18 protein-coding genes and 1 pseudogene are annotated in these 19,549 nt (G+C 65.7%); 12 read left to right on the top strand and 7 right to left on the bottom strand.

Annotated features, from left to right (window positions below; translation table 11 throughout):
• The first annotated feature begins 226 nt into the window (after positions 1-226).
• Entirely contained in the window at positions 227-1,153 is a 927-nt protein-coding gene (locus ACVIHF_RS36880) for a peptidylprolyl isomerase (RefSeq protein WP_028337312.1), read from the top strand.
• Positions 1,154-1,436: 283 nt separating this feature from the next.
• Entirely contained in the window at positions 1,437-2,678 is a 1,242-nt protein-coding gene (gene argJ / locus ACVIHF_RS36875) for a bifunctional glutamate N-acetyltransferase/amino-acid acetyltransferase ArgJ (RefSeq protein WP_456793439.1), read from the top strand.
• 110 nt (positions 2,679-2,788) lie between these two features.
• Here the strand turns inward: argJ and ACVIHF_RS36870 are convergent, their stop codons facing one another.
• Positions 2,789-4,117: a TadE/TadG family type IV pilus assembly protein gene (locus ACVIHF_RS36870; RefSeq protein ID WP_456778066.1), complete on the bottom strand. Its 1,329-nt coding sequence runs from the start codon at positions 4,115-4,117 to the stop codon at positions 2,789-2,791.
• Positions 4,118-4,291: 174 nt separating this feature from the next.
• Here ACVIHF_RS36870 and ACVIHF_RS36865 point away from each other — a divergent pair, with 174 nt between their 5' ends.
• Complete coding sequence (locus tag ACVIHF_RS36865; protein WP_028343243.1) at positions 4,292-4,702, top strand: (deoxy)nucleoside triphosphate pyrophosphohydrolase; 411 nt, start codon at positions 4,292-4,294, stop codon at positions 4,700-4,702.
• Positions 4,703-5,066: 364 nt separating this feature from the next.
• On the opposite strand, the gene ACVIHF_RS36860 is transcribed toward ACVIHF_RS36865, so the two are convergent.
• Positions 5,067-5,909, bottom strand: a complete 843-nt coding sequence (locus tag ACVIHF_RS36860; RefSeq protein ID WP_253606052.1) for a methyltransferase domain-containing protein — start codon at positions 5,907-5,909, stop codon at positions 5,067-5,069.
• A gap of 78 nt (positions 5,910-5,987) precedes the next feature.
• Here ACVIHF_RS36860 and ACVIHF_RS36855 point away from each other — a divergent pair, with 78 nt between their 5' ends.
• From ACVIHF_RS36855 to ACVIHF_RS36835, 5 genes and pseudogenes are all read left to right on the top strand, one after another.
• Positions 5,988-6,797, top strand: coding sequence for a ComF family protein (locus ACVIHF_RS36855; RefSeq protein ID WP_253606051.1), 810 nt, complete (start codon positions 5,988-5,990; stop codon positions 6,795-6,797).
• A gap of 29 nt (positions 6,798-6,826) precedes the next feature.
• A complete protein-coding gene (gene grxC, locus ACVIHF_RS36850) occupies positions 6,827-7,099 on the top strand; it encodes a glutaredoxin 3 (protein WP_057015554.1) in 273 nt (90 codons plus the stop codon).
• Positions 7,099-7,975 (top strand): annotated as a pseudogene (locus ACVIHF_RS36845) (carbon-nitrogen hydrolase family protein). The gene grxC and the pseudogene ACVIHF_RS36845 overlap by 1 nt, the downstream one beginning before the upstream one ends.
• Complete coding sequence (locus ACVIHF_RS36840) at positions 7,972-8,442, top strand: DUF1178 family protein (protein WP_092083110.1); 471 nt, start codon at positions 7,972-7,974, stop codon at positions 8,440-8,442. The pseudogene ACVIHF_RS36845 and the gene ACVIHF_RS36840 overlap by 4 nt, the downstream one beginning before the upstream one ends.
• A 113-nt stretch (positions 8,443-8,555) precedes the next feature.
• Positions 8,556-8,996: an EamA family transporter gene (locus ACVIHF_RS36835; protein WP_456778067.1), complete on the top strand. Its 441-nt coding sequence runs from the start codon at positions 8,556-8,558 to the stop codon at positions 8,994-8,996.
• Here the strand turns inward: ACVIHF_RS36835 and ACVIHF_RS36830 are convergent, their stop codons facing one another.
• From ACVIHF_RS36830 to ACVIHF_RS36820, 3 genes are all read right to left on the bottom strand, one after another.
• Positions 8,997-9,896: an EamA family transporter gene (locus ACVIHF_RS36830; RefSeq protein WP_456781790.1), complete on the bottom strand. Its 900-nt coding sequence runs from the start codon at positions 9,894-9,896 to the stop codon at positions 8,997-8,999.
• 256 nt (positions 9,897-10,152) lie between these two features.
• Positions 10,153-10,935 (bottom strand): bifunctional 2-polyprenyl-6-hydroxyphenol methylase/3-demethylubiquinol 3-O-methyltransferase UbiG, encoded by a 783-nt coding sequence (gene ubiG / locus ACVIHF_RS36825; RefSeq protein ID WP_225647091.1) that lies wholly within the window; start codon positions 10,933-10,935, stop codon positions 10,153-10,155.
• A 14-nt stretch (positions 10,936-10,949) separates the two neighbouring features.
• Positions 10,950-11,417 carry a PH domain-containing protein gene (locus tag ACVIHF_RS36820; protein ID WP_456793438.1) on the bottom strand — a complete coding sequence of 156 codons (468 nt, stop codon included), beginning with the start codon at positions 11,415-11,417 and terminating at the stop codon, positions 10,950-10,952.
• Positions 11,418-11,626: 209 nt separating this feature from the next.
• Here ACVIHF_RS36820 and ACVIHF_RS36815 point away from each other — a divergent pair, with 209 nt between their 5' ends.
• The 3 genes from ACVIHF_RS36815 (at position 11,627) to prfA (ending at position 16,710) form a co-directional block, all read left to right on the top strand.
• Positions 11,627-12,883, top strand: coding sequence for an aspartate kinase (locus ACVIHF_RS36815; RefSeq protein WP_456793437.1), 1,257 nt, complete (start codon positions 11,627-11,629; stop codon positions 12,881-12,883).
• Positions 12,884-13,305: 422 nt separating this feature from the next.
• Positions 13,306-15,573, top strand: a complete 2,268-nt coding sequence (gene ptsP, locus ACVIHF_RS36810; RefSeq protein WP_253606047.1) for a phosphoenolpyruvate--protein phosphotransferase — start codon at positions 13,306-13,308, stop codon at positions 15,571-15,573.
• A 57-nt stretch (positions 15,574-15,630) separates the two neighbouring features.
• A complete protein-coding gene (gene prfA / locus ACVIHF_RS36805; RefSeq protein ID WP_018269196.1) occupies positions 15,631-16,710 on the top strand; it encodes a peptide chain release factor 1 in 1,080 nt (359 codons plus the stop codon).
• A gap of 34 nt (positions 16,711-16,744) precedes the next feature.
• Here the strand turns inward: prfA and ACVIHF_RS36800 are convergent, their stop codons facing one another.
• Complete coding sequence (locus ACVIHF_RS36800; protein WP_092083105.1) at positions 16,745-17,215, bottom strand: MarR family winged helix-turn-helix transcriptional regulator; 471 nt, start codon at positions 17,213-17,215, stop codon at positions 16,745-16,747.
• Between the two features lie 143 nt (positions 17,216-17,358).
• The gene (locus ACVIHF_RS36795; RefSeq protein WP_456793436.1) at positions 17,359-17,799 is read right to left on the bottom strand and encodes a hypothetical protein; all 441 of its coding nucleotides are present in this window, start codon (positions 17,797-17,799) and stop codon (positions 17,359-17,361) included.
• A 292-nt stretch (positions 17,800-18,091) separates the two neighbouring features.
• Between ACVIHF_RS36795 and ACVIHF_RS36790 the strand changes: the two genes are divergently transcribed.
• Positions 18,092-19,447, top strand: coding sequence for a substrate-binding protein (locus ACVIHF_RS36790; RefSeq protein ID WP_057015563.1), 1,356 nt, complete (start codon positions 18,092-18,094; stop codon positions 19,445-19,447).
• The last annotated feature ends 102 nt before the right edge of the window (positions 19,448-19,549 follow it).

Here is a 19,549-nt window from a genome sequence, read left to right as displayed (position 1 = left end):
AGTGGGAAACAGGCCATCCTGGGTTCAACGGCGAAAAACGCAGCAAAATAAGCGCTCTCGCCGCTGACGCGGTTGGCCAGAGATATGGCCCGGTCGGGGGGTTGTCAACGCTGGCAAGATGTCAAGGAATTCATCATTTTGACAAGACTTTCGCGTTGCCAATGTAACACGATTGGGCGAGTGTCCGCCCCGCTCGAGCTTCCCCCCTTTGAGACAAGGATTTTGCATGACCACCTCGCCCCCGGAAACCAAAACCGGCCTGCGCCTCGGCCTCGCCACCCTGGCCGCGACGGGCTGTCTTGTCGCAGTGCTGGCTGCCGGCCTCCCGGTCCGGGCCGCGGAATCCGATCCGGTGCTGGCGAAGGTCAACGGCTCGGAGATCCACGCCAGCGACGTGGCGCTAGCCGAGGAGGAACTCGGCCCGAGCCTGCAGCAGATGGACCCCTCGACCCGCAAGGACAACGTGCTGTCCTTCCTGATCGACATGAAGATCGTGTCCAAGGCCGCCGAGGACAAGAAGATCGAGAACAATGACGACTTCAAGAAGCGGCTCGCCTTCACCCGCAACCGCCTGTTGATGGACAGCCTGCTTGCCAGCGAGGGCAAGGCCGCGACCACCGACGACGCCATGAAGAAGGTCTATGAGGAGGCCGCCAAGCAGATCACCGGCGAGCAGGAGGTGCGCGCCCGCCACATCCTGGTCGAGACCGAGGACGAGGCCAAGGCGATCAAGGCCGAGCTCGACAAGGGCGCCGACTTCGGCGAGCTCGCCAAGAAGAAGTCCAAGGACCCCGGCGCCTCCGACGGCGGCGACCTCGGCTTCTTCACCAAGGAGCAGATGGTGCCGGAATTCTCCGCGGTCGCCTTCTCGCTCGAGCCGGGCAAGATCTCCGATCCGGTCAAGTCGCAGTTCGGCTGGCACATCATCAAGGTCGAGGAAAAGCGCAACCGCAAGGCGCCCGACTTCGAGCAGGTGAAGGCCCAGATCGAGACCTATGTGACCCGCAAGGCCCAGGCCGACTACGTCGCCAAGCTGCGCGAGGCCGCCAAGGTCGAGCGCATGGACAAGCCGGCCGACGCGGCCGCGCCGGCGGATGCCGCCAAGGACGCGCCGAAGCCGGCCGACAACAAGATGGCGCCGGCGAAGAAGTAAGCTTCGCGACGTCAATAGCTTCAATGCGCGATGGCCGGGCATGTCCCGGCCATTTTGCTTTTTACAGCCTCCTCGTAGCCCGGATGAAGCGCAGCGAAATCCGGGGTCTGTTGCCGCGGAGGGACTCGTCCCGGATTGCGCTGCGCTCCATCCGGGCTACGCATTCGTCGCGCTGCTGCTTCCTTGAACGATTCATGACAGCGCGTTCGCATCGCAGCCCTCTCCCGCTTCTTGCGGCGAGATGTTATGGAGCGCTTCCCTCCCCGTAGCCGGAAGCTTGCCGATGTCCACCGCCGTCTCCCCCCTCGCCCCGCCCGACGTTCCCGAGATGCCCGTGATCGCGGGTGTGCGGCTTGCGACCGCTGCCGCCGGCATCCGCTACAAGGGGCGCACCGACGTGCTGCTCGCGCTGCTCGACAAGGGCACCACGGTGGCCGGCGTCTTCACCAAGTCGAAGTGCCCGTCGGCGCCGGTCGAATGGTGCCGCGCCAAGCTGAAGGGCGGCGCCGCGCGCGCGCTGGTGGTCAATTCCGGCAATGCCAACGCCTTCACCGGCAAGACCGGCAAGGCGTCGACCGCGCTGACCGCGCAGATCGCGGCGAAGGCAGTCGGCTGCTCGACATCGGACGTGTTCCTCGCCTCCACCGGCGTGATCGGCGAGCCGCTCGACGCCACCAAGTTCGACGGCGTGCTGGCGCAGCTCGCGGAGACCGCGACCCCCGATCGCTGGATGGACGCAGCGAAGGCAATCATGACCACCGACACCTTTCCGAAGGTCGCCACCGCGACCGTCAAGCTCGGCAAGGCCAAGGTGACGATCAACGGCATGGCCAAGGGTGCCGGGATGATCATGCCCGACATGGCGACCATGCTGTCGTTCATCTTCACCGACGCGCCGCTGTCGGCCTCGGTGCTGCAATCCCTGCTCAAGGCCGGCGTCGAGGACACCTTCAATGCGCTGACCATCGACGGCGACACCTCGACCTCGGATACGCTGCTGGCCTTCGCGACCGGCGCCGCCGCTGCCAACGGCGCGCCGAAGATCTCGCGCGCCGGCGACCCGCGGCTGAAGGCCTTCACCAAGGCGTTCCAGCAGATCCTCGCTGATCTGTCCGAGCAGGTGGCGCGCGACGGCGAAGGCGCGCGCAAGCTAGTCGAGGTCGTGGTCGAGGGCGCCACCACCAAACCGTCGGCACGCAGAATCGCGATGTCGATCGCCAATTCGCCGCTGGTGAAGACCGCGATCGCCGGCGAGGACGCCAATTGGGGCCGCGTGGTGATGGCAGTCGGCAAGGCCGGCGAGCCCGCCAACCGCGACAAGCTCTCGATCTCCTTCAACGGCATCCGCGTCGCCAAGAGCGGCGCGCGCGATCCGTCCTACAACGAGAAAGAGGTGTCGGAGGCGATGAAGACGCCGAAGATCCAGATCAAGGTCGCGCTCGGCCTCGGCAAGGCCAAAGACCGCGTGCTGACCTGCGACCTCACCAAGGAATACGTCGCGATCAACGGGGACTACAGGTCGTAGGGCAGCCTGTCATTCCGGGGCGATGCGTTAGCATCGAACCCGGAATCTCGAAGTTGTGGCGCGAGATTCCGGGTTCTCGCTGCGCGAGCCCCGGAATGACGCCGATGGCCTCAGCTCGAGATCCGCGCGTCGGCGACGGCCTTCTTGAACAGCGCGTTCATCGCGTCGGCGATGCCTTGCGTCGGGCTGACCTCGAAATAGAAGCCCGGCGACGCGCAGGCCTGCATGTTCTGCGCGATCTGGCTGTTCGGCGACGGGCCGAACGGGCCCTGGTTGAACGGATCGATCCAGGTCATGTACCAGCCGTTGGTCGGCAGCTGCAGGTAAGTCGTGTAGAGCACCGCGATCTTGATGCCGCGGTTCTTGATCGCCGTGCACAGCGCCGGATTGATCGGCGACTGGCAGCGATTGCCGCCGCTGATCGGCTTCAGGCAGCTTGAATTCGGCTCGTCGGCCACGCCGTCGGATACGAAGAACAGGTATTTCATCGGCGCTGCCGCCGTGCCCGGGCCCGGCGCGCTGATCGCGTTGCTGATGGCCGGAAGCACCGTCGAGAACTGGCTGTCCTTGTCGGCGGTGTAGGTATCGTTGTTGCCGTAGACGCCCATCAGGTCGATGTTGCCGGCCGCGGTCTTGGCGCTCGACAGGCTGGTCGACAGCGAGAACAGCGCGCGCAGGCCGATCGTCTTCGACGAGGCGCCGAAATCGTAGATCGCCATCCGGTACTGGCTGGCATAGGTCGCAGTGTTCGCGGCCGTGTCCATCAATTGCTGGGTCGCGCTGCGCAGCACGTCGATCCGCGTCGTCACGCCGAGCGTCTTGGCGAGATTGTAGTAGTTGTTGGCGTCGTTGTAGTCGTGACAGGCGAAGGCGCACTTGTCGGACGTGTTGTTGACCATCTTGGTCACGTCAGCGGGCGTCGCCGCAACCCCCATCGACGGCGAGTTGTCGAGCAGGAGATAGAAATCGATATAGAGCGGCATGTTCGCGGTCGAGGTCGACGCGCCGGTCACCGTCATCTTGCTTTGTCCGATCACGCCGAGGAACATGGTCGGGACATCGGCGGTGAACTTGACCGTCGAGGTGATGACGCCGCCGTTCTTGGTCATGGTCGGCGTCACGCTGGTCAGCGTGAAGCCGTTCTGGTTCAAGATGTTGCCGTTGAAGATCTTGGTTGCATCGGCTTCGCCCGCCTGGATCTCGCCGTCCGAGGTCATGGCGCCGGCGGCGATGAAGCCGGGCGACGCCTTGGCGATCGATCCGACGCTCGCGGCGTCGGCGGCCGATATCAGCTTGCTGCGGATCTGGTTGGCGCGGGAATAGTCGACCGCGCATCCGACTGCGACGACGAGCGGCAGCACAGCGAGGCCAAAGGTCATTGCGATGTTGCCGGAGCGATCGCGACGGAAACGGCTGATGGTCCGGATCAAGGTGCTCATGGGTTATGTCGGCAAAGAATATGATGGGCAGATAGATGAGAACCTTCACCCTGCCGGATACGAATTAAGGCCGGCTTATCGCGATCGCGGAAAGCCGCGCGGGCATAAATCGTTTGGCTGACAGCGCGTTGCTGGTTAATGAAAGCTTGCAGACTGGAAGGAATCCCCCGCCGCATGGCTGACATCAAGCTGACCCTCGTCGTCGCCTGCGCGCTTGTCGATGCCGACAAGCGCGTGCTGCTGGCGCAGCGCCCCGAGGGCAAGGCGCTGGCCGGCCTGTGGGAATTCCCCGGCGGCAAGATCGAGCCCGGCGAGCGGCCGGAGCAGACCCTGATCCGCGAACTGCACGAGGAGATCGGCATCACCGTGAGCGAGCCGTGCCTCGCGCCGCTGACCTTCGCCAGCCATGCCTACGAGACCTTCCATCTGCTGATGCCGCTCTACATCTGCCGGCGCTGGGAGGGCATCGCGGTGGCGCGCGAGGGCCAGAACCTCGCCTGGGTCCGCGCAAGCAAGCTACGCGACTACCCGATGCCGCCCGCGGACATCCCGCTGCTGCCGCATCTGATCGATCTGTTGCTGTGATCTTCTTCGCCTCTTCCGCTCGCGGGGAGGCGCGCTACCAAAATATCGAAAACAACCCCATGCAAAGCAGGTGGCGGTGGCCGGCGTCCGACCAGGCGACTTGACACGTCGGGCAACTCACCGGCATAATTCCATTATTCCGAAATCGCGTAAGCGCCCCCTCGCCTTCCCCGCAAGGGCAGGGCAATCGCATATGAACGCGACTTATCCGCTGGCTCGGTCGGCCTCTCCCGCTTGCGGGGGAGGCCGGATCGCATCGCAGATGCGATCCGGGTGGGGGCCATTTCCGCGATACGACTCGTGGAGAGACCCCACCCCAACCCTCCCCCGCAAGCGGGAGAGGGAGTCCTTGCATCGTGCGTCCCTAACGCTTCGTCCCCTTCACCGCCGCCTCCAAGCTCGCTTTCGCCGAGCCGGGCTTGAGCGGCTTCGGCTGGCCTTCATGCGGCGCCCAGCCGGACAGCCAGACGATGTCGAAGGTGGCGCGGATGCGGCCGTCGGGATCGGCGAAACGCTCGCCGTAGATCTGCGCCATGCGCAGCATGGTGGCGCGGCGGGTCAAGGTGTGCCGGCGCTCGCGCAGCACATTGGTGGCGCCCATGCGCCTGAGATCGGCCATCAGCGCGAAGGCGCTGGCATAGCGCACCACGACGCGGTCGACGTCGGTCACCGGCAGCGCGAATCCCGCCCGCTGCAGCAGCGCGCCGATATCGCGCAGATCGGCGAACGGCGCGACGCGCGGCGAGGCCCCGCCCTCGCACTCGGCCTCCGCCGCGGCAAAGCTCTGCCGCAGCTCGGTCAGCGTATCGCCGCCGAGCATCGCCGCAAGCAATAGCCCGTCCGGCTTCAGCCCCCGGCGGATCTGCGCCAGCACGCCCGGTAGGTCGTTGACGAACTGGAAGGCGAGCGCGGAGACCACGAGATCGCGCGACTCCGGCGCCAGTCCGAGCGCTTCCGCCTCACTGAATCCGATCGCATCGACCGCGGCGACACGCCCATGCAGGGCGTCCGCGAGCCCGTTGCCCGGCGTCCAGACATCGGCAGCCGCCGAAAAGCTGCGTGACACCGCCAGCAAGCGGTCCGCCATGTCTTCGCTGGCACGCTCGAGCAGGAATGTCGCCGCGCCCTCGCGCCGCGCGCGCGCCAGCCGCGCGCCGAGCAAGGCGCGATCGAACAGGATGGGGGCGGTCGGCGGGTTCGGTGTCATGCCGGCTGGTTACGCCGGACCGCCGCCGCAGGCAATGCGCCTTGAGCCTGCATTGATCAAACGCTAGCCTCGCCCGCCATGGACGCCGAGGCATCACCGACACGCTCCATTACCGGTCACGTCCACCGCGCGCTCGGCGCGATCGGGAGCGCGTGGCTGCGCACCGCGCGGCTGGCGCTCGATATCGCGCTGCCGACGCTATGCGTTTCGTGCCGTGAGCCAGTCGATGGCGAGGGGGTGTGCGCGACCTGCTGGGCCAGATTGTCGTTCATCGCGCCGCCGTTCTGCCCGCGGCTCGGGATTCCCTTCGTCTACGATCCCGGCCCCGAGCTGCTGTCGATGGAGGCGATCGCCAATCCGCCGGCCTACAGCAGAGCCCGCGCCGCGGTGCGCTATGACGATGTCGCGCGCACGCTGGTGCACGCATTGAAATACCAGGATCGCACCGATCTGGCGCCCACAATGGGTCGCTGGATGGCGCGGGCGGGGAAGGAATTGCTCCACGACGCCGATCTGCTGGTTCCGGTTCCTCTGCACTGGCGGCGCGGCTGGAGCCGGCGCTACAACCAGTCCGGGGCGCTCGCCAAGGTGATCGCGCTCCAGAGCGGCGTCAAAATGACTGCCGAAGCGCTGCGGCGCATCCGCGCCACCGAGCAGCAGATCGGGCTGTCACGCAAGGATCGCGCCAGCAATGTCCAGGGCGCATTCGGGGTCGCCGATGAACGCAAGGCTGACGTCCAGGGCCGCCGCGTGATCCTGATCGACGACGTCCTGACCTCGGGCGCGACAGTGGACGCCTGCGCACGGGCGCTGCTCCGCGCCAAAGCCGCGCAGGTCGACGTGCTGGTGTTTGCCCGGGTTGTCGATACCCACCGCGCTCCCATATAATCTGACATTCTGGTTCAACCGAGCGCACCATGACCGCTGCCATTGAAATCTACACCCGCCCGGGCTGCGGTTATTGCAGCGCGGCCAAATCGCTTTTGACGCGCAAGAACGCCGCGTTCACCGAATTGAGCGTCGCCAGCAACCCGGCCTATCGCGACGAGATGTATGGCCGCGCCGGTGCCGGCTCGACCTTCCCGCAGATCTTCATCGGCAAGACCCATGTCGGCGGCTGCGACGAGCTCTACGCGCTCGACCGCGAGGGCAAGCTCGACGGCCTGCTCAGCAACGGAGGCGGCGCCTGATGACGGAGAACATTTTCACCGCCGCCATGGTGCAGATGCGCACCGGATTGCTGCCGGAGCCGAGCCTCGAGCAGGGCACGCGGCTGATCCGCGAGGCGGCGGCGCAGGGTGCCAAGTACGTGCTGACCCCTGAGGTCAGCAACATGATGCAGCTCAACCGCAAGGCGCTGTTCGAGCATTTGGCGAGCGAAGAGGACGACCAGTCGCTCAAGGCGTATCGCGCGCTGGCCGCCGAACTGAAGATCCACCTGCATATCGGCTCGCTGGCGCTGCGCTACTCGCCGGAGAAGGCGGTCAACCGTTCGTTCCTGATCGGGCCCGAGGGCAATCTGCTCGCGAGCTACGACAAGATCCATATGTTCGATATCGATCTGCCGGGCGGCGAAAGCTATCGCGAATCGGCCAATTATCAGCCCGGCGAGACCGCCGTGATCTCCGACCTACCCTGGGGCCGAATCGGACTCACGATCTGCTACGACGTGCGCTTACCCGGCGCTGTACCGCGCGCTGGCCGAAGCCGGCGCATCGTTCCTCACCGTGCCGTCCGCCTTCACCCGCAAGACCGGCGAAGCGCATTGGCACACGCTGCTGCGCGCCCGCGCCATCGAGACCGGCTGCTTCGTGTTCGCAGCGGCGCAGGCCGGCCTGCATGAGAACAAGCGCGAGACCTTCGGGCATTCGCTGATCATCGACCCCTGGGGCGAGATCCTCGCCGAGGGCGGCGTCGAGCCGGGCGTGTTCCTGGCCGAGATCGACCCCGCCAAGGTCGAGACTGCGCGCAAGACCATTCCCTCGTTGCAGCATGGCAGGCGTTTCGGCATTGCCGACCCCAAGGCCGGCCCGGAGCATCTGCACCTCGTCCGGGGTTCGGCATGATCCGCTACACGCTGCGCTGCGAGCGCGGCCACCAGTTCGAGAGCTGGTTCCAGAGCTCCGCGGCCTATGAATCGCAGGAGCGGCGTCACCTGATCGATTGCCCGTCGTGCGGCTCGAGCAAGATCGAGCGCGCGATCATGGCGCCGCAGGTCGTCAGCAAGAAGGGCCGCGAACCGGCCCAGCCGGCGCCGGCCGCGCCCGTCGAGGCGACTGGCAATGAATCGACGTCGCTGATGATGGCGCAGGAGCGCGAGCTGCGCAGCAAGCTGAAGGAGCTGCGCGACCACATCGTGAAGAACGCCGACAATGTCGGCGACCGCTTCCCGAACGAAGCGCGCAAGATGCACTACGGCGATATCGAGCACCGGCCGATCTACGGCGAAGCCTCGCCCGAAGAGGCCCGCGCGCTGATCGACGAAGGCGTCGAGGTCTCGCCCCTGCCGACGCTGCCGGAAGACCGGAATTGACGCGCAGCGTCATTCCGGGGCACGCGAAGCGTGAACCCGGAATCTCGCGCCGCAACCTCGAGATTCCGGGTTCGGTGCTGCGCACCGCCCCGGAATGACAATCTGGGAAGAGCATGCCCCCCGACTCATTCTCCTCCTGGCAGGTCTGGGCGTTTCTTTCCGCCGTCTTCGCCGCGCTGACCGCGATCTTCGCCAAGGTCGGCGTCGAGGGCATCAACTCCGATCTCGCCACCCTGATCCGCACCGTGGTCGTGCTGATCACGCTGTCGGCCATCCTGTTCGCGACCGGACAGTTCACCCAGTCCGGGCCGATCTCGGGCAAGAGCTGGCTGTTCCTGCTGCTGTCCGGGCTCGGCACCGGCGCATCATGGATCTGCTATTTCCGCGCGCTCAAGCTCGGACCGGCCACGCTCGTCGCGCCGATCGACAAGCTCAGCGTCGTGCTGGTGGCGCTGTTCGGCGCTACCTTCCTCGGCGAACGCCCCTCGGCCTATGGCTGGATCGGGATCGCGCTGATCTCCGCGGGCGCGGTGCTGATCGCGGTGAAAGGGTAATTACGCGGCGATCAAGAGCGCGACGCCGATCACGATCAGGACGATGCCGAACACCTCGCGCAGCGAGAACGGCTGCTTGAGCGAGAAATACGCCACGCCCTGCGCGAACAGCACCTCGATCAGCGCCAGCGTGCGCACATTGGCGGCGGCGGTGAGCGCGAACGCCAGGAACCAGAATTGCGATGAGAATGCGCCCATGAAGCCCGCGAACATCGAGGGCCGCCACAGCTTGAGGATCGACCTCAGCACGTCGGGCGCGCGCAACAACAGATAGACCGACAGGATCAGCGTCTGCACGAGGAGGCTCCACATCAGCGTGTAGGAGGCCGCCGTAACAAATGAGACGCCGGGCACCGCGATGATCGCGCCGCGAAAGCTCACCGCCGAGATCGCGAACACTGCGGCGGCGCCGAGGCCGAGCACGGTCGGGCGCAGGTCGGCGAAGCTCTTCTGCCCACCGGGCCGCAACGCGGTGATGACGACGCCGATGGTCGCGATCACGATCGCGATCACCTTGGACGAGGTGAGATGGTCGCCGAGGAAGATGAAGCCGAAGATCGCAGTCTGGATCGCCTCGGTCTTCATGTAGGCCGTGGTTACCACGAAAGAGCGGTCGTTCATCGCCAGCAGCATGAAGCCGGTGCCGACGATCTGGCTGAGCGCGCCGGTCACCAGCCACGGCCAGAACGACGATGACGGCCACGGCACGCGATCGCCGGTCAGCAGCACCGCCAGCGCGAAGAACACCACCGAGAACGGCAGGCCGAACAGGAAGCGGATATTGGTCGCGCCCCAGGTCCCGAGCGGCCCGGTCAGATGCCGCTGCATCGCATTGCGCGCCACCTGCCCGAACGCAGCGACGATGGTGAAGGGGATCCAGAGCGAGGCGATCGTGAACATGGGGGATAAGGAAAGCATGCCGGCGGGAGTACACGCCCAGCGTGCCGATTGCCGCTGACGCGGTCAACCGAGTGGGCGCATGACTGGATTGCGCGATGTCCACAAACTTCCGTAGCCCGGATGAAGCGAAGCGCAATCCGGGGCCAGCTCATCCGCGGACGAAGGGGTCCCGGATTACGCTACGCTCCATCCGGGCTACGCATTCTGTGTTCGCAGGGACGACACCTGTTGTGTGGCCAAGGCCGTGACACTCAACTCACACCTCTTCCGCCACCACCATGTAGTTCACGTCCATGTCGGTCGACACGGTCCATTTGTCGGCGAGCGGGTTGTAGACCACGCCGGCCTGTTCGGTGACGGTGAGGTTGACGTCGCCGAGATAGCGCTCGAGCTCGGCGGGGGTGACGAACTTGCTCCACTCATGGGTGCCGCGCGGCAGCCAGCGCAGCACGTATTCGGCGCCGACGATCGCCAGCGCAAAACTTTTCCAGTTGCGGTTCAGGGTCGAGACCACCATCAGCCCGCCGGGCTTGAGCATGACCGCGCAGCGCTTGATGAAGGCGCCGACGTCGTTGACGTGCTCGACCACCTCCATCGCCAGCACGATGTCGAAGCGCTCGCGGGCGTCCATCTCCTCCACCGTGGTGCAGCGGTAGTCGATCGACAGATGGCCCTTGTCGGCGTGCAGCTTCGCCGCGGCGATGTTGGTGGCGGACGGATCGATCCCGATCACCTGGGCCCCTAACCGCGTGAACGGCTCGCACAACAGGCCGGCGCCGCAGCCGATGTCGAGCAGGCGCAGGCCGGACAGGCAGCTGAGGCTCTTGGCGTTGCGCTCGAACTTGCGGCAGGCGGCGTCGCGGATATAGGTCAGGCGCAGCGGGTTGATCTTGTGCAGCGGCGCCATCTTGCCGCGCGGATCCCACCATTCATCCGACAGTTTCGAGAATTTCGCGACCTCGGCCGGATCGACCGAGCTGGCGGAGGCATTGGCGGAGGAACTGGCGGAGGAACCGGAAAGAGTTGATTGCGTGGCCATGATTGCGCGCGCCCCTATCGCGCGGTGATCGAATTGCGGAACGACAGCGGCGCGGCGATGGTCCTGATGGTCTCGCTGCCCTCGCCGACGCCGCGGATGGTGACGTCGCCATAATTGAGCAGGCGCCCCATGATGCTCTGGTTGACGTCGACGCTCTCGACCTTGTCGAGGCTCATCTCGAAGGTGCGCCGCTTGATGAAGCCGCTCTTGTGCACCACGCGGAAATTGGTGACGTCGGTTTCGGTGGTCCAGCGGTGGAACCAGGCCGCGGCGGTCCAGTACAGCGCCGCGACCGCGACCACGGCGGCGGCCGCAAAGCAGGCCATCACGAGGCCGTCGACCGTCGTCATCCGCGACAGGATCAAGAGCGCCAGCACCACGATCCAGGCCCCGATCGCCGGCAGATAGAACATCCAGTGCGCATTGGTGGAATACAGCACCTTCTCGCCAGGCTGCAGGATCTCGTCGATATAACGTCCCATCCAATCCGCCTTCGAGTTGCCCCGTGTTACCCGTGCGCCACAACCCGCCCGCAACCGGTCAAAACACCCCCAAAAGACACTCGAGGGCCCCCTACCTACCGGCTTGCCCCCGGGCGCGGCGCTATGTATACGCGCGTTTCGGTCCCCGCGCTTGCGGTTTTCGGCGTGGGTTAACCTACTTATCCTCTTAAAGGAATAGACGCGTCGTCATGGGCCGCCTCGTGATGAAATTCGGCGGTACGTCCGTCGCCAATATCGATCGTATCCGCAACGTCGCGCAGCATGTGAAGCGCGAGGTCGACGCGGGCCACGAGGTCGCCGTCGTCGTCTCCGCGATGTCCGGCAAGACCAATGAGCTGGTGGCCTGGTGCACCGATGCCTCGCCGATGCACGACGCGCGCGAATATGACGCGGTGGTCGCCTCCGGCGAACAGGTCACTTCGGGCCTGCTCGCGATCGTGCTGCAGGGCATCGGCATCCAGGCGCGCTCCTGGCAGGGCTGGCAGATCCCGATCAAGACCTCGGACGCGCATGCCTCGGCGCGCATCGTCGATATCGACGGCACCGAGATCATCACCCGCTTCAAGGAACGCAAGGAAGTCGCCGTGATCGCCGGCTTCCAGGGCATCAATCCCGACACCGGCCGCATCACCACGCTCGGCCGCGGCGGCTCGGACACCTCGGCGGTAGCGATCGCCGCCGCGCTGCGCGCCGACCGCTGCGACATCTACACCGACGTCGACGGCGTCTACACCACCGATCCCCGCGTGGTGCCGAAGGCGCGCCGGCTCGACAAGATCGCCTTCGAGGACATGCTGGAACTGGCCTCGCAGGGCGCCAAGGTGCTGCAGGTTCGCTCGGTGGAACTCGGCATGGTGCACAACATGCCGATCTTCGTGCGCTCCAGCTTCGACAAGCCAGAGGATATCGACCCGCACGCCAACCAGCCGCCGGGCACGCTGATCTGCGGCGAGGAGGAAATCATGGAAATGCACGTCGTCACCGGCATCGCCTTCTCCAAGGACGAAGCCCAGATTTCCGTGCGCCAGATCGAGGACAAGCCCGGCGTCGCCGCCGCGATCTTCGGGCCGCTCGCGGATGCCAACATCAATGTCGACATGATCGTGCAGAACGTGTCCGAGGACGGCAAGACCACCGACCTCACCTTCACCGTTCCGGCCGGCGACTATAACCGCGCCAAGGACACGATTACCGCCGCCAAGGCCAAGATCGGCTACGCCCGCCTCGACACCGCGACCGACGTCGCCAAGGTCTCGGTGATCGGCAGCGGCATGCGCAGCCATGCCGGCGTCGCGGCCAAGGCGTTCAAGGCGCTGGCCGACCGAAACATCAACATCCGCGCCATCACCACCTCCGAGATCAAGTTCTCGGTCCTGATCGACGCCGCCTATACCGAGCTCGCGGTCCGCACGCTGCACACGCTGTACGGGCTGGATCAGGCGTAGGCGCGACCGGCAGGGGCGGGGGCTCGCTCCGCTGTCATTCCGGGGCGATGCGACAGCATCGAACCCGGAATCTCGAGTTTCCGGGTTCGCCGCTTCGCGACGCCCCGGAACGACGAGACCGAGCACTGGCCGTGTCCCCCAGCCCCGCCCCGGAGTTAGAATTTCTCTTAGCGGGCGCAGCATTGGGCTGACGCAGACGTTATTTGCTACTGGCAGGCGTTTTGCTTGGCAAAGCAAGCCTCGATTGGCTATACGGCCAGTCAGGTAGGCTGTCGCAAACTGTGGCACAGTTTCGGTGATCGCGAATCGGCGGGAACTGGCGAGCGGCGACACCGAATGACTAAAATTGTTGTTTTTGACGAGTTTTGCGCCAGCGGCCGGCCGCACCGGTGCGCTGGCTTCGCGGGGAGGGACTGAAACACATGCGGAGCGCGTCGGGAGGCCCCCGCATCCTGTTGAGACGGCTCCGCGAGACCATGGCGGAGCAAGTCTCCGCCCAGGAGCGGCTCGACAAGATCGTGGTGCTGATCGCGGCCAACATGGTGGCCGAGGTCTGCTCGTGCTACGTGCTGCGCATCGACAACACCCTCGAGCTCTACGCCACCGAAGGTCTGAACCGCGACGCCGTCCACCGCACCGTGATGAGTGCGCATGAAGGCCTGGTCGGCCTCGTCGCCAGCGAGGCGACGCCGCTCAATCTGTCCGACGCGCAAAGCCATCCCGCCTTCGCCTACCGCCCGGAGACCGGCGAAGAGGCCTACCACTCGTTCCTCGGCGTGCCGATCCTGCGCGCCGGCAACACGCTCGGCGTGCTCGTGGTGCAGAACCGCGCCAAGCGCACCTATGTCGAGGAAGAAGTCGAGGCGCTGCAGACCACCGCCATGGTGCTGGCGGAGATGATCGCCTCCGGCGAGCTTGCCGCGCTGGCGCAGCCTGGCGCCGAGCCCGCCGCACGGCACTCGCTGCACAAGACCGGCGCGGTGCTCTCCGACGGCATCGCGCTCGGCCATGTCGTGCTGCACGAGCCGCGCGTGGTGATCACCAACTACATCGCCGAGGATCTGCCGAAGGAGATCAAACGGCTCGACACTGCGCTCGCCAATTTGCGCGCCGATCTCGACCGCATGCTGGAGCGCGGCGACGTCGCCGACGGCGGCGAGCACCGCGAGGTGCTGGAAGCCTACCGCATGTTCGCCAACGACCAGGGCTGGTCGCACAAGCTGCATGAGGCGGTCGCCACCGGCCTCACCGCGGAAGCGGCCGTCGAACGCGTGCAGTCCGACACCCGCGCGCGCATGCTGCGCTCGACCGATCCCTATCTGCGCGACCGCCTGCACGACCTCGAGGATCTCGGCCATCGCCTGATGCGGCAGCTGGTCGGCCAGGACCATGCGCCGTCGCGCGAGCAATTGCCCGACAACGCCATCCTGATCGCCCGCGCGATGGGTCCGGCGGCCCTGCTCGACTATGACCGCAAGCGGCTGCGCGGCCTGGTGCTGGAGGAAGGCACCGCGAATTCCCACGTCTCGATCGTGGCGCGCGCGCTGGGCATTCCCGCGGTCGGCGAGGTGCCGAACGCGCCCGGCATCGCCGATCCGGGCGATGCCATCATCGTCGACGGCATTTCCGGCGAGATCTATGTCCGCCCCTCGACCGAGATCGAATCCGCCTATGCCGAGCGCGTCCGGTTCCGGGCGCGCCGGCAGGCGCAATATTCGGCGCTGCGCGACAAGGCCTGCGTGACCAAGGACGGCCAGCCGATCGAGCTTTTGATCAATGCCGGCCTGACCATCGACCTGCCGCATATCGACGACACCGGCAGCGCCGGCATCGGCCTGTTCCGCACCGAATTGCAATTCATGGTGAGCCCGAACCTGCCGCGCTCGAGCGACCAGCTCGCGCTGTACCGCACCGTGCTCGACGCCGCGGGCTCAAAGCCCGTCACCTTCCGCACGCTCGACATCGGCGGCGACAAGGCGCTGCCCTATATGGAGACCGTGATCGAGGAAAATCCCGCGCTCGGCTGGCGCGCGATCCGGCTCGGCCTCGACCGTCCCGGCCTTTTGCGCGGCCAGATCCGCGCGCTGCTGCGTGCCGGCGGCGGCCGCGCGCTGAAGATCATGTTCCCGATGATCTCGGACATCACCGAGTTCGACCAGGCCAAGGCGATCGTCGAGCGCGAGCTGACCTATCTGCGCCAGCACGGCCATTCGCTGCCCGAGCGGATCGATATCGGCACCATGGTCGAGGTGCCGGCGCTGCTCTACCAGCTCGACGAGCTGCTGAAGAAGGTCGACTTCGTCTCGGTCGGCTCCAACGATCTGTTCCAGTTCCTGTTTGCGGTCGACCGCGGCAATGCCAAGGTCTCCGAACGCTTCGACATTTTGTCGGCGCCGATCCTGCGCGCGCTGCGCGATATCGTGCGCAAGGCCAAGGCGGCGAAGAAGGCCGCCTCGCTGTGCGGCGAGATGGCGTCGAAGCCGATCGGCGCGCTGGCGCTGATCGCCATCGGCTACCGTTCGCTTTCATTGTCGGCAACCGCGCACGGCCCGGTCAAGGCGTTGATCCTTGACCTCGATGCCAAGAAGGCCGAAGCGATGATCAATCCGCTGCTGGACGCGCCGGTCGGCAGCGTCTCGATCCGCGCGGCGCTGACGAAGTTTGCGGAAACCGAGGGGCTGGCCTTGTAGCGACGCTGCCGTCGCCGCTGCCGCCCTTCCGTACCTTCCGCAATTCGAGATACCGCCATGCTACCCGAAGCCAAACTCGACGTCCTGCTCGCCCATCATGCCTCGCTCGAGGCCGAGCTGCTCGGCGAGGTCAAGTCCGAGCGCTATGTGCAGATCACGCGCGAGCTCGCCGAGCTCAACCCGCTGATCGATGCAGTGAAGCTCTATCGTTCTGCGCGTAGTGAACTCGCCGATACCGAGGCGATGCTGGCGGACGCCGGGACCGACGCCGAAATGCGCAGCATGGCGGAAGCCGAGCTGGAAACGCTGCAGGCGCGGCTCGGCGAGCTCGAGCAGCAGATCCGGATCGCGCTGTTGCCGAAGGATGCAATGGACGACCGCAACGTGATGCTGGAAATCCGCGCCGGCACCGGCGGCGACGAGGCCTCGCTGTTCGCCGGCGACCTGTTCCGGATGTATGAGCGCTTCGCGTCCTTGCAGGGCTGGAAGGTCGAGGTGATCTCGGCGAGCGAAGGCACCGTCGGCGGCTACAAGGAAATCATCGCCGAGGTGCAGGGCCGCGGCGCGTTCGCCAAGCTGAAATTCGAATCCGGCGTGCACCGCGTGCAGCGCGTGCCCGACACCGAGACGCAGGGCCGCATCCACACCTCGGCCGCCACGGTCGCCGTGCTGCCGGAGGTCGAGGACGTCGACGTCGATATCAAGGACACCGACTTGAGGATCGAGACCATGCGCGCGGGCGGCGCCGGCGGCCAGCACGTCAACAAGACCGAATCGGCGATCCGTATCACCCATCTGCCGACCGGCATCGTCGTGATGATGCAGGACAGCCGCTCGCAGCACAAGAACCGGGCGTCGGCGATGAACATCCTGCGCTCGCGCATCTACGATGCCGAGCGCCAGCGCGTCGAGGCGGCGCGCTCCGCCGACCGCAAGGAGAAGGTCGGCTCCGGCGACCGCTCCGAGCGCATCCGCACCTATAATTTCCCGCAAGGGCGAGTCACCGACCACCGCATCAACCTGACGCTCTACAAGCTGCCGCAGGTGATCGCGGGAGAAGCGCTCGGCGAATTGATCGACGCGCTGACCACCGAGCACCAGGCGGCACAGCTCGCCGCGCAGGGCGCCGCGGCCTGACGCGCGCCGCCGCTTGCGCCGGCGGATGCTGCGCTCAGTCCTCTCCGGAAGACGGCGAAGACTTCAGCAAGCGGCGCAACGCCGGGCTCGCGACGCGGCGCAGCTCCTCGATGTTCTTCTTCGAGACCGCCTGGAGCTTCTGCTCACCCTTTGCCGTCAGCTTGAGCTGAACCCGCCTCGCGTCGTCGGGATCGGCAAGCCGGCTGACCAGCCCGAGCTTTGCCATGCGGTTCATCAGTTCGACGGCGGAGTGATGCCGGATCAGCAGGAACCGGGCGATGTCGCCGACGGTCGGCGGACCGGGATCGACGAAACCCTTGATGCCGAGCAGCGCCTGATGCTGCCGCGGCGTCATTCCGGCCTTCCGGGCGCCCTCCTCGCTGAATGCGAGAAACCTGCGCAACTCGTAGCGAAACTGCGCCAGCGCCCGGTAGTCCACCGTCGCGGCCACGGCCTTGCGTTTGGTTGCGCCGGCGAGCGCTCGTCGTTGCTTTGGTTGCGGCATTCGATCGTCCTGCTGCTGGCTCGCTCCGCCGGACGGCAGACGCCGTGCAACGCTATCAAGCCCGCGCCGAACGCACCATACTACCGGTCGCCCTTCCACTCATGTTTCAACGGTTTGACGATCGAGCGGCAGGGCCGGCAAGCTCAGGGCTGCGGCCAGTGATCGTAGGTCGAGCTCAATATTTTCAGCAGCACGATCTGGAAGGCGACCGGAATCCGCGGGCTCCTGCGGCGAATGGATTTCTCCAGCGCCTCGGTGATCTCGCTCTTGGTGAGATGCCCGGCCGAGGCACGCGCGACCAGATCGCCCCAGACCTCCGACAACGACTTGCCGGTGTGATGCGGAGACGGGATCGTTATTCCGCGCGTCTCGGCCCAAGCGATGATCTCGCGCATGGTTTGCCGTCCGCAATTCCGCGCCGTCGCGAGATGGCGCGCGGTGAGCAGCCGCAACAGATCGTCCGGTGGCGTCCAGCCCACCTTCGGCGGCACTTCGTCGAGCAGCTCTACCGCCAGCTCCTTCAGGACGTTGATCGCGCGGATGCTCAGGCTGCCCGATTGCCCGGCGCCACCGTGCTCGGACACGACGTGCTCTCCGGCATCTCCGGTGCGACTTGCAGGCTCCTGGATCATCGCTCCCTCACTTACAGGACGCGCACCCGGTCGGTAAACCCTCGATACATCGTAGAACGATATTATTTCTATCGTAGGCCGATATGATTCGACGAAAGGTGACATTGACTAAATATGCCGGTGGGGAATTGTAGCTGTGACAGGCTGCTCGATCGCAGCCGGCGCATCGTGCCGCCGATCGATCCGATCAGGCGACGAGTGAGCATGCGCGCCAACAATCAATATAATTGGAGGATACTGAGCGATGAGCACCAAGGATTTTCGGCCGGGCAGCGCCCCGAACGTTTCGCGCCGCACTTTGCTGCAAGCCGGCGCGGGCCTGATCGGCGGCAGCGTGCTGCCGGCCTCGATCGCATCGCGGGCATTCGCCGAGGACCACCCGGCGATCGGAACCTATCCCGCGGGCACGTCGGGCTCTTCGGCGTTCATCGGCATCTCGGTCCCGCGCACCGGCACCTATGCGGTGCAGGGCGAGGATGAGCTCAAGGGCTATCAGCTCGCGATCGAGCACATCAACAGCGGCCACGAGCTGATCAAGAAGATCTCGCCGAAGACCAGCAAGGGCGTGCTCGGCAAGGAGCTGAAGTTCGGCGTCGCGGATTCCGCGGCGAAGCCGAACGAGGCCGTGCAGGCGCAGCAGCGCTTCATCTCCGAGAACAAGGCGGTGATGATCACCGGCGGCACGTCGAGCGCGGTCGCGGTGGCGCTGAACAAGCTGGCGCAGCGCGAGAAGGTGATCTTCGTCTGCGGCATTTCCGGCTCGAACGACACCACTGGCAAGGATTGCGTGCGCTACGGCTTCCGCCAGAACTTCTTCGGCCAGACCGCCGCGGCGGCGATCGCGCCGGTGCTGATCAAGCAGTTCGGCAAGAACAAGAAGGCCGCCTACCTGACGCCCGACTACACCTACGGCCACACCGTCACCAAGTCGATGCAGGACTACCTCGCCCAGGCGGGCTGGACCACCGTCACCAACCAGGTCTCGCCGCTCGGCGCGCCGGACTATTCGTCCTATCTGCTCAACGTCGCGAACTCCGGCGCCGACGTGCTGATCAACGTCAACTGGGGTCACGATGCCGTGCTGTCGACGCAGCAGGCCAAGCAGTTCGGCGTGCTCGACAAGATGAAGCTCGTGGTGCCCTACCAGGTGCCGTTCATCGCCCGCGAGACCGGCGGCCTGATGCAGGGCGTCTACGCCGCGACCGACTATTGGTGGACCATCGAGGACAAATATCCGCTGGCCAAGATGTTCAACGAGGCCTTCGAGAAGAAGTACGGATACAAGCCGGAATGGGGCGCCGAGAACGCCTATGTCAGCTTCGCGCACTGGGCCCGCATGGTCGAGGAAGCCGGCAGTTTCTATCCGCCCGACGTCATCAAGGCCTATGAGAAGGGCGAGACGCTGCCTTCGCTGGTCGGCGACGTCCACTATCGCCCCGAGGATCACCAGTGCGTCCGCCCCGTCGTCATCGTCCGCGGCAAGATGGAAAAGGAGATGAAGAACAAGGAGGACTATTACGAGGTGATCGAGATCGTCCCCGGCGACGGCTTGATGCAGAAGCCGGATGCGTTCGGCTGCCATCTCGGCGACTACACCTGATTAACGTGGGAAGACTCGGCGCCGTGGGCGGGGCGACCCGGCCCGCGGCGCCGCTTTTCTCGGAACGCATCCTCCATCGACCGGGCCAGGTATACGGCTGAG

This window comes from Bradyrhizobium sp. USDA 4506 (assembly GCF_054058795.1).
Note: the sequence above shows the minus strand (reverse complement) of the source record. Positions and strands in the feature narration are given on the sequence as shown.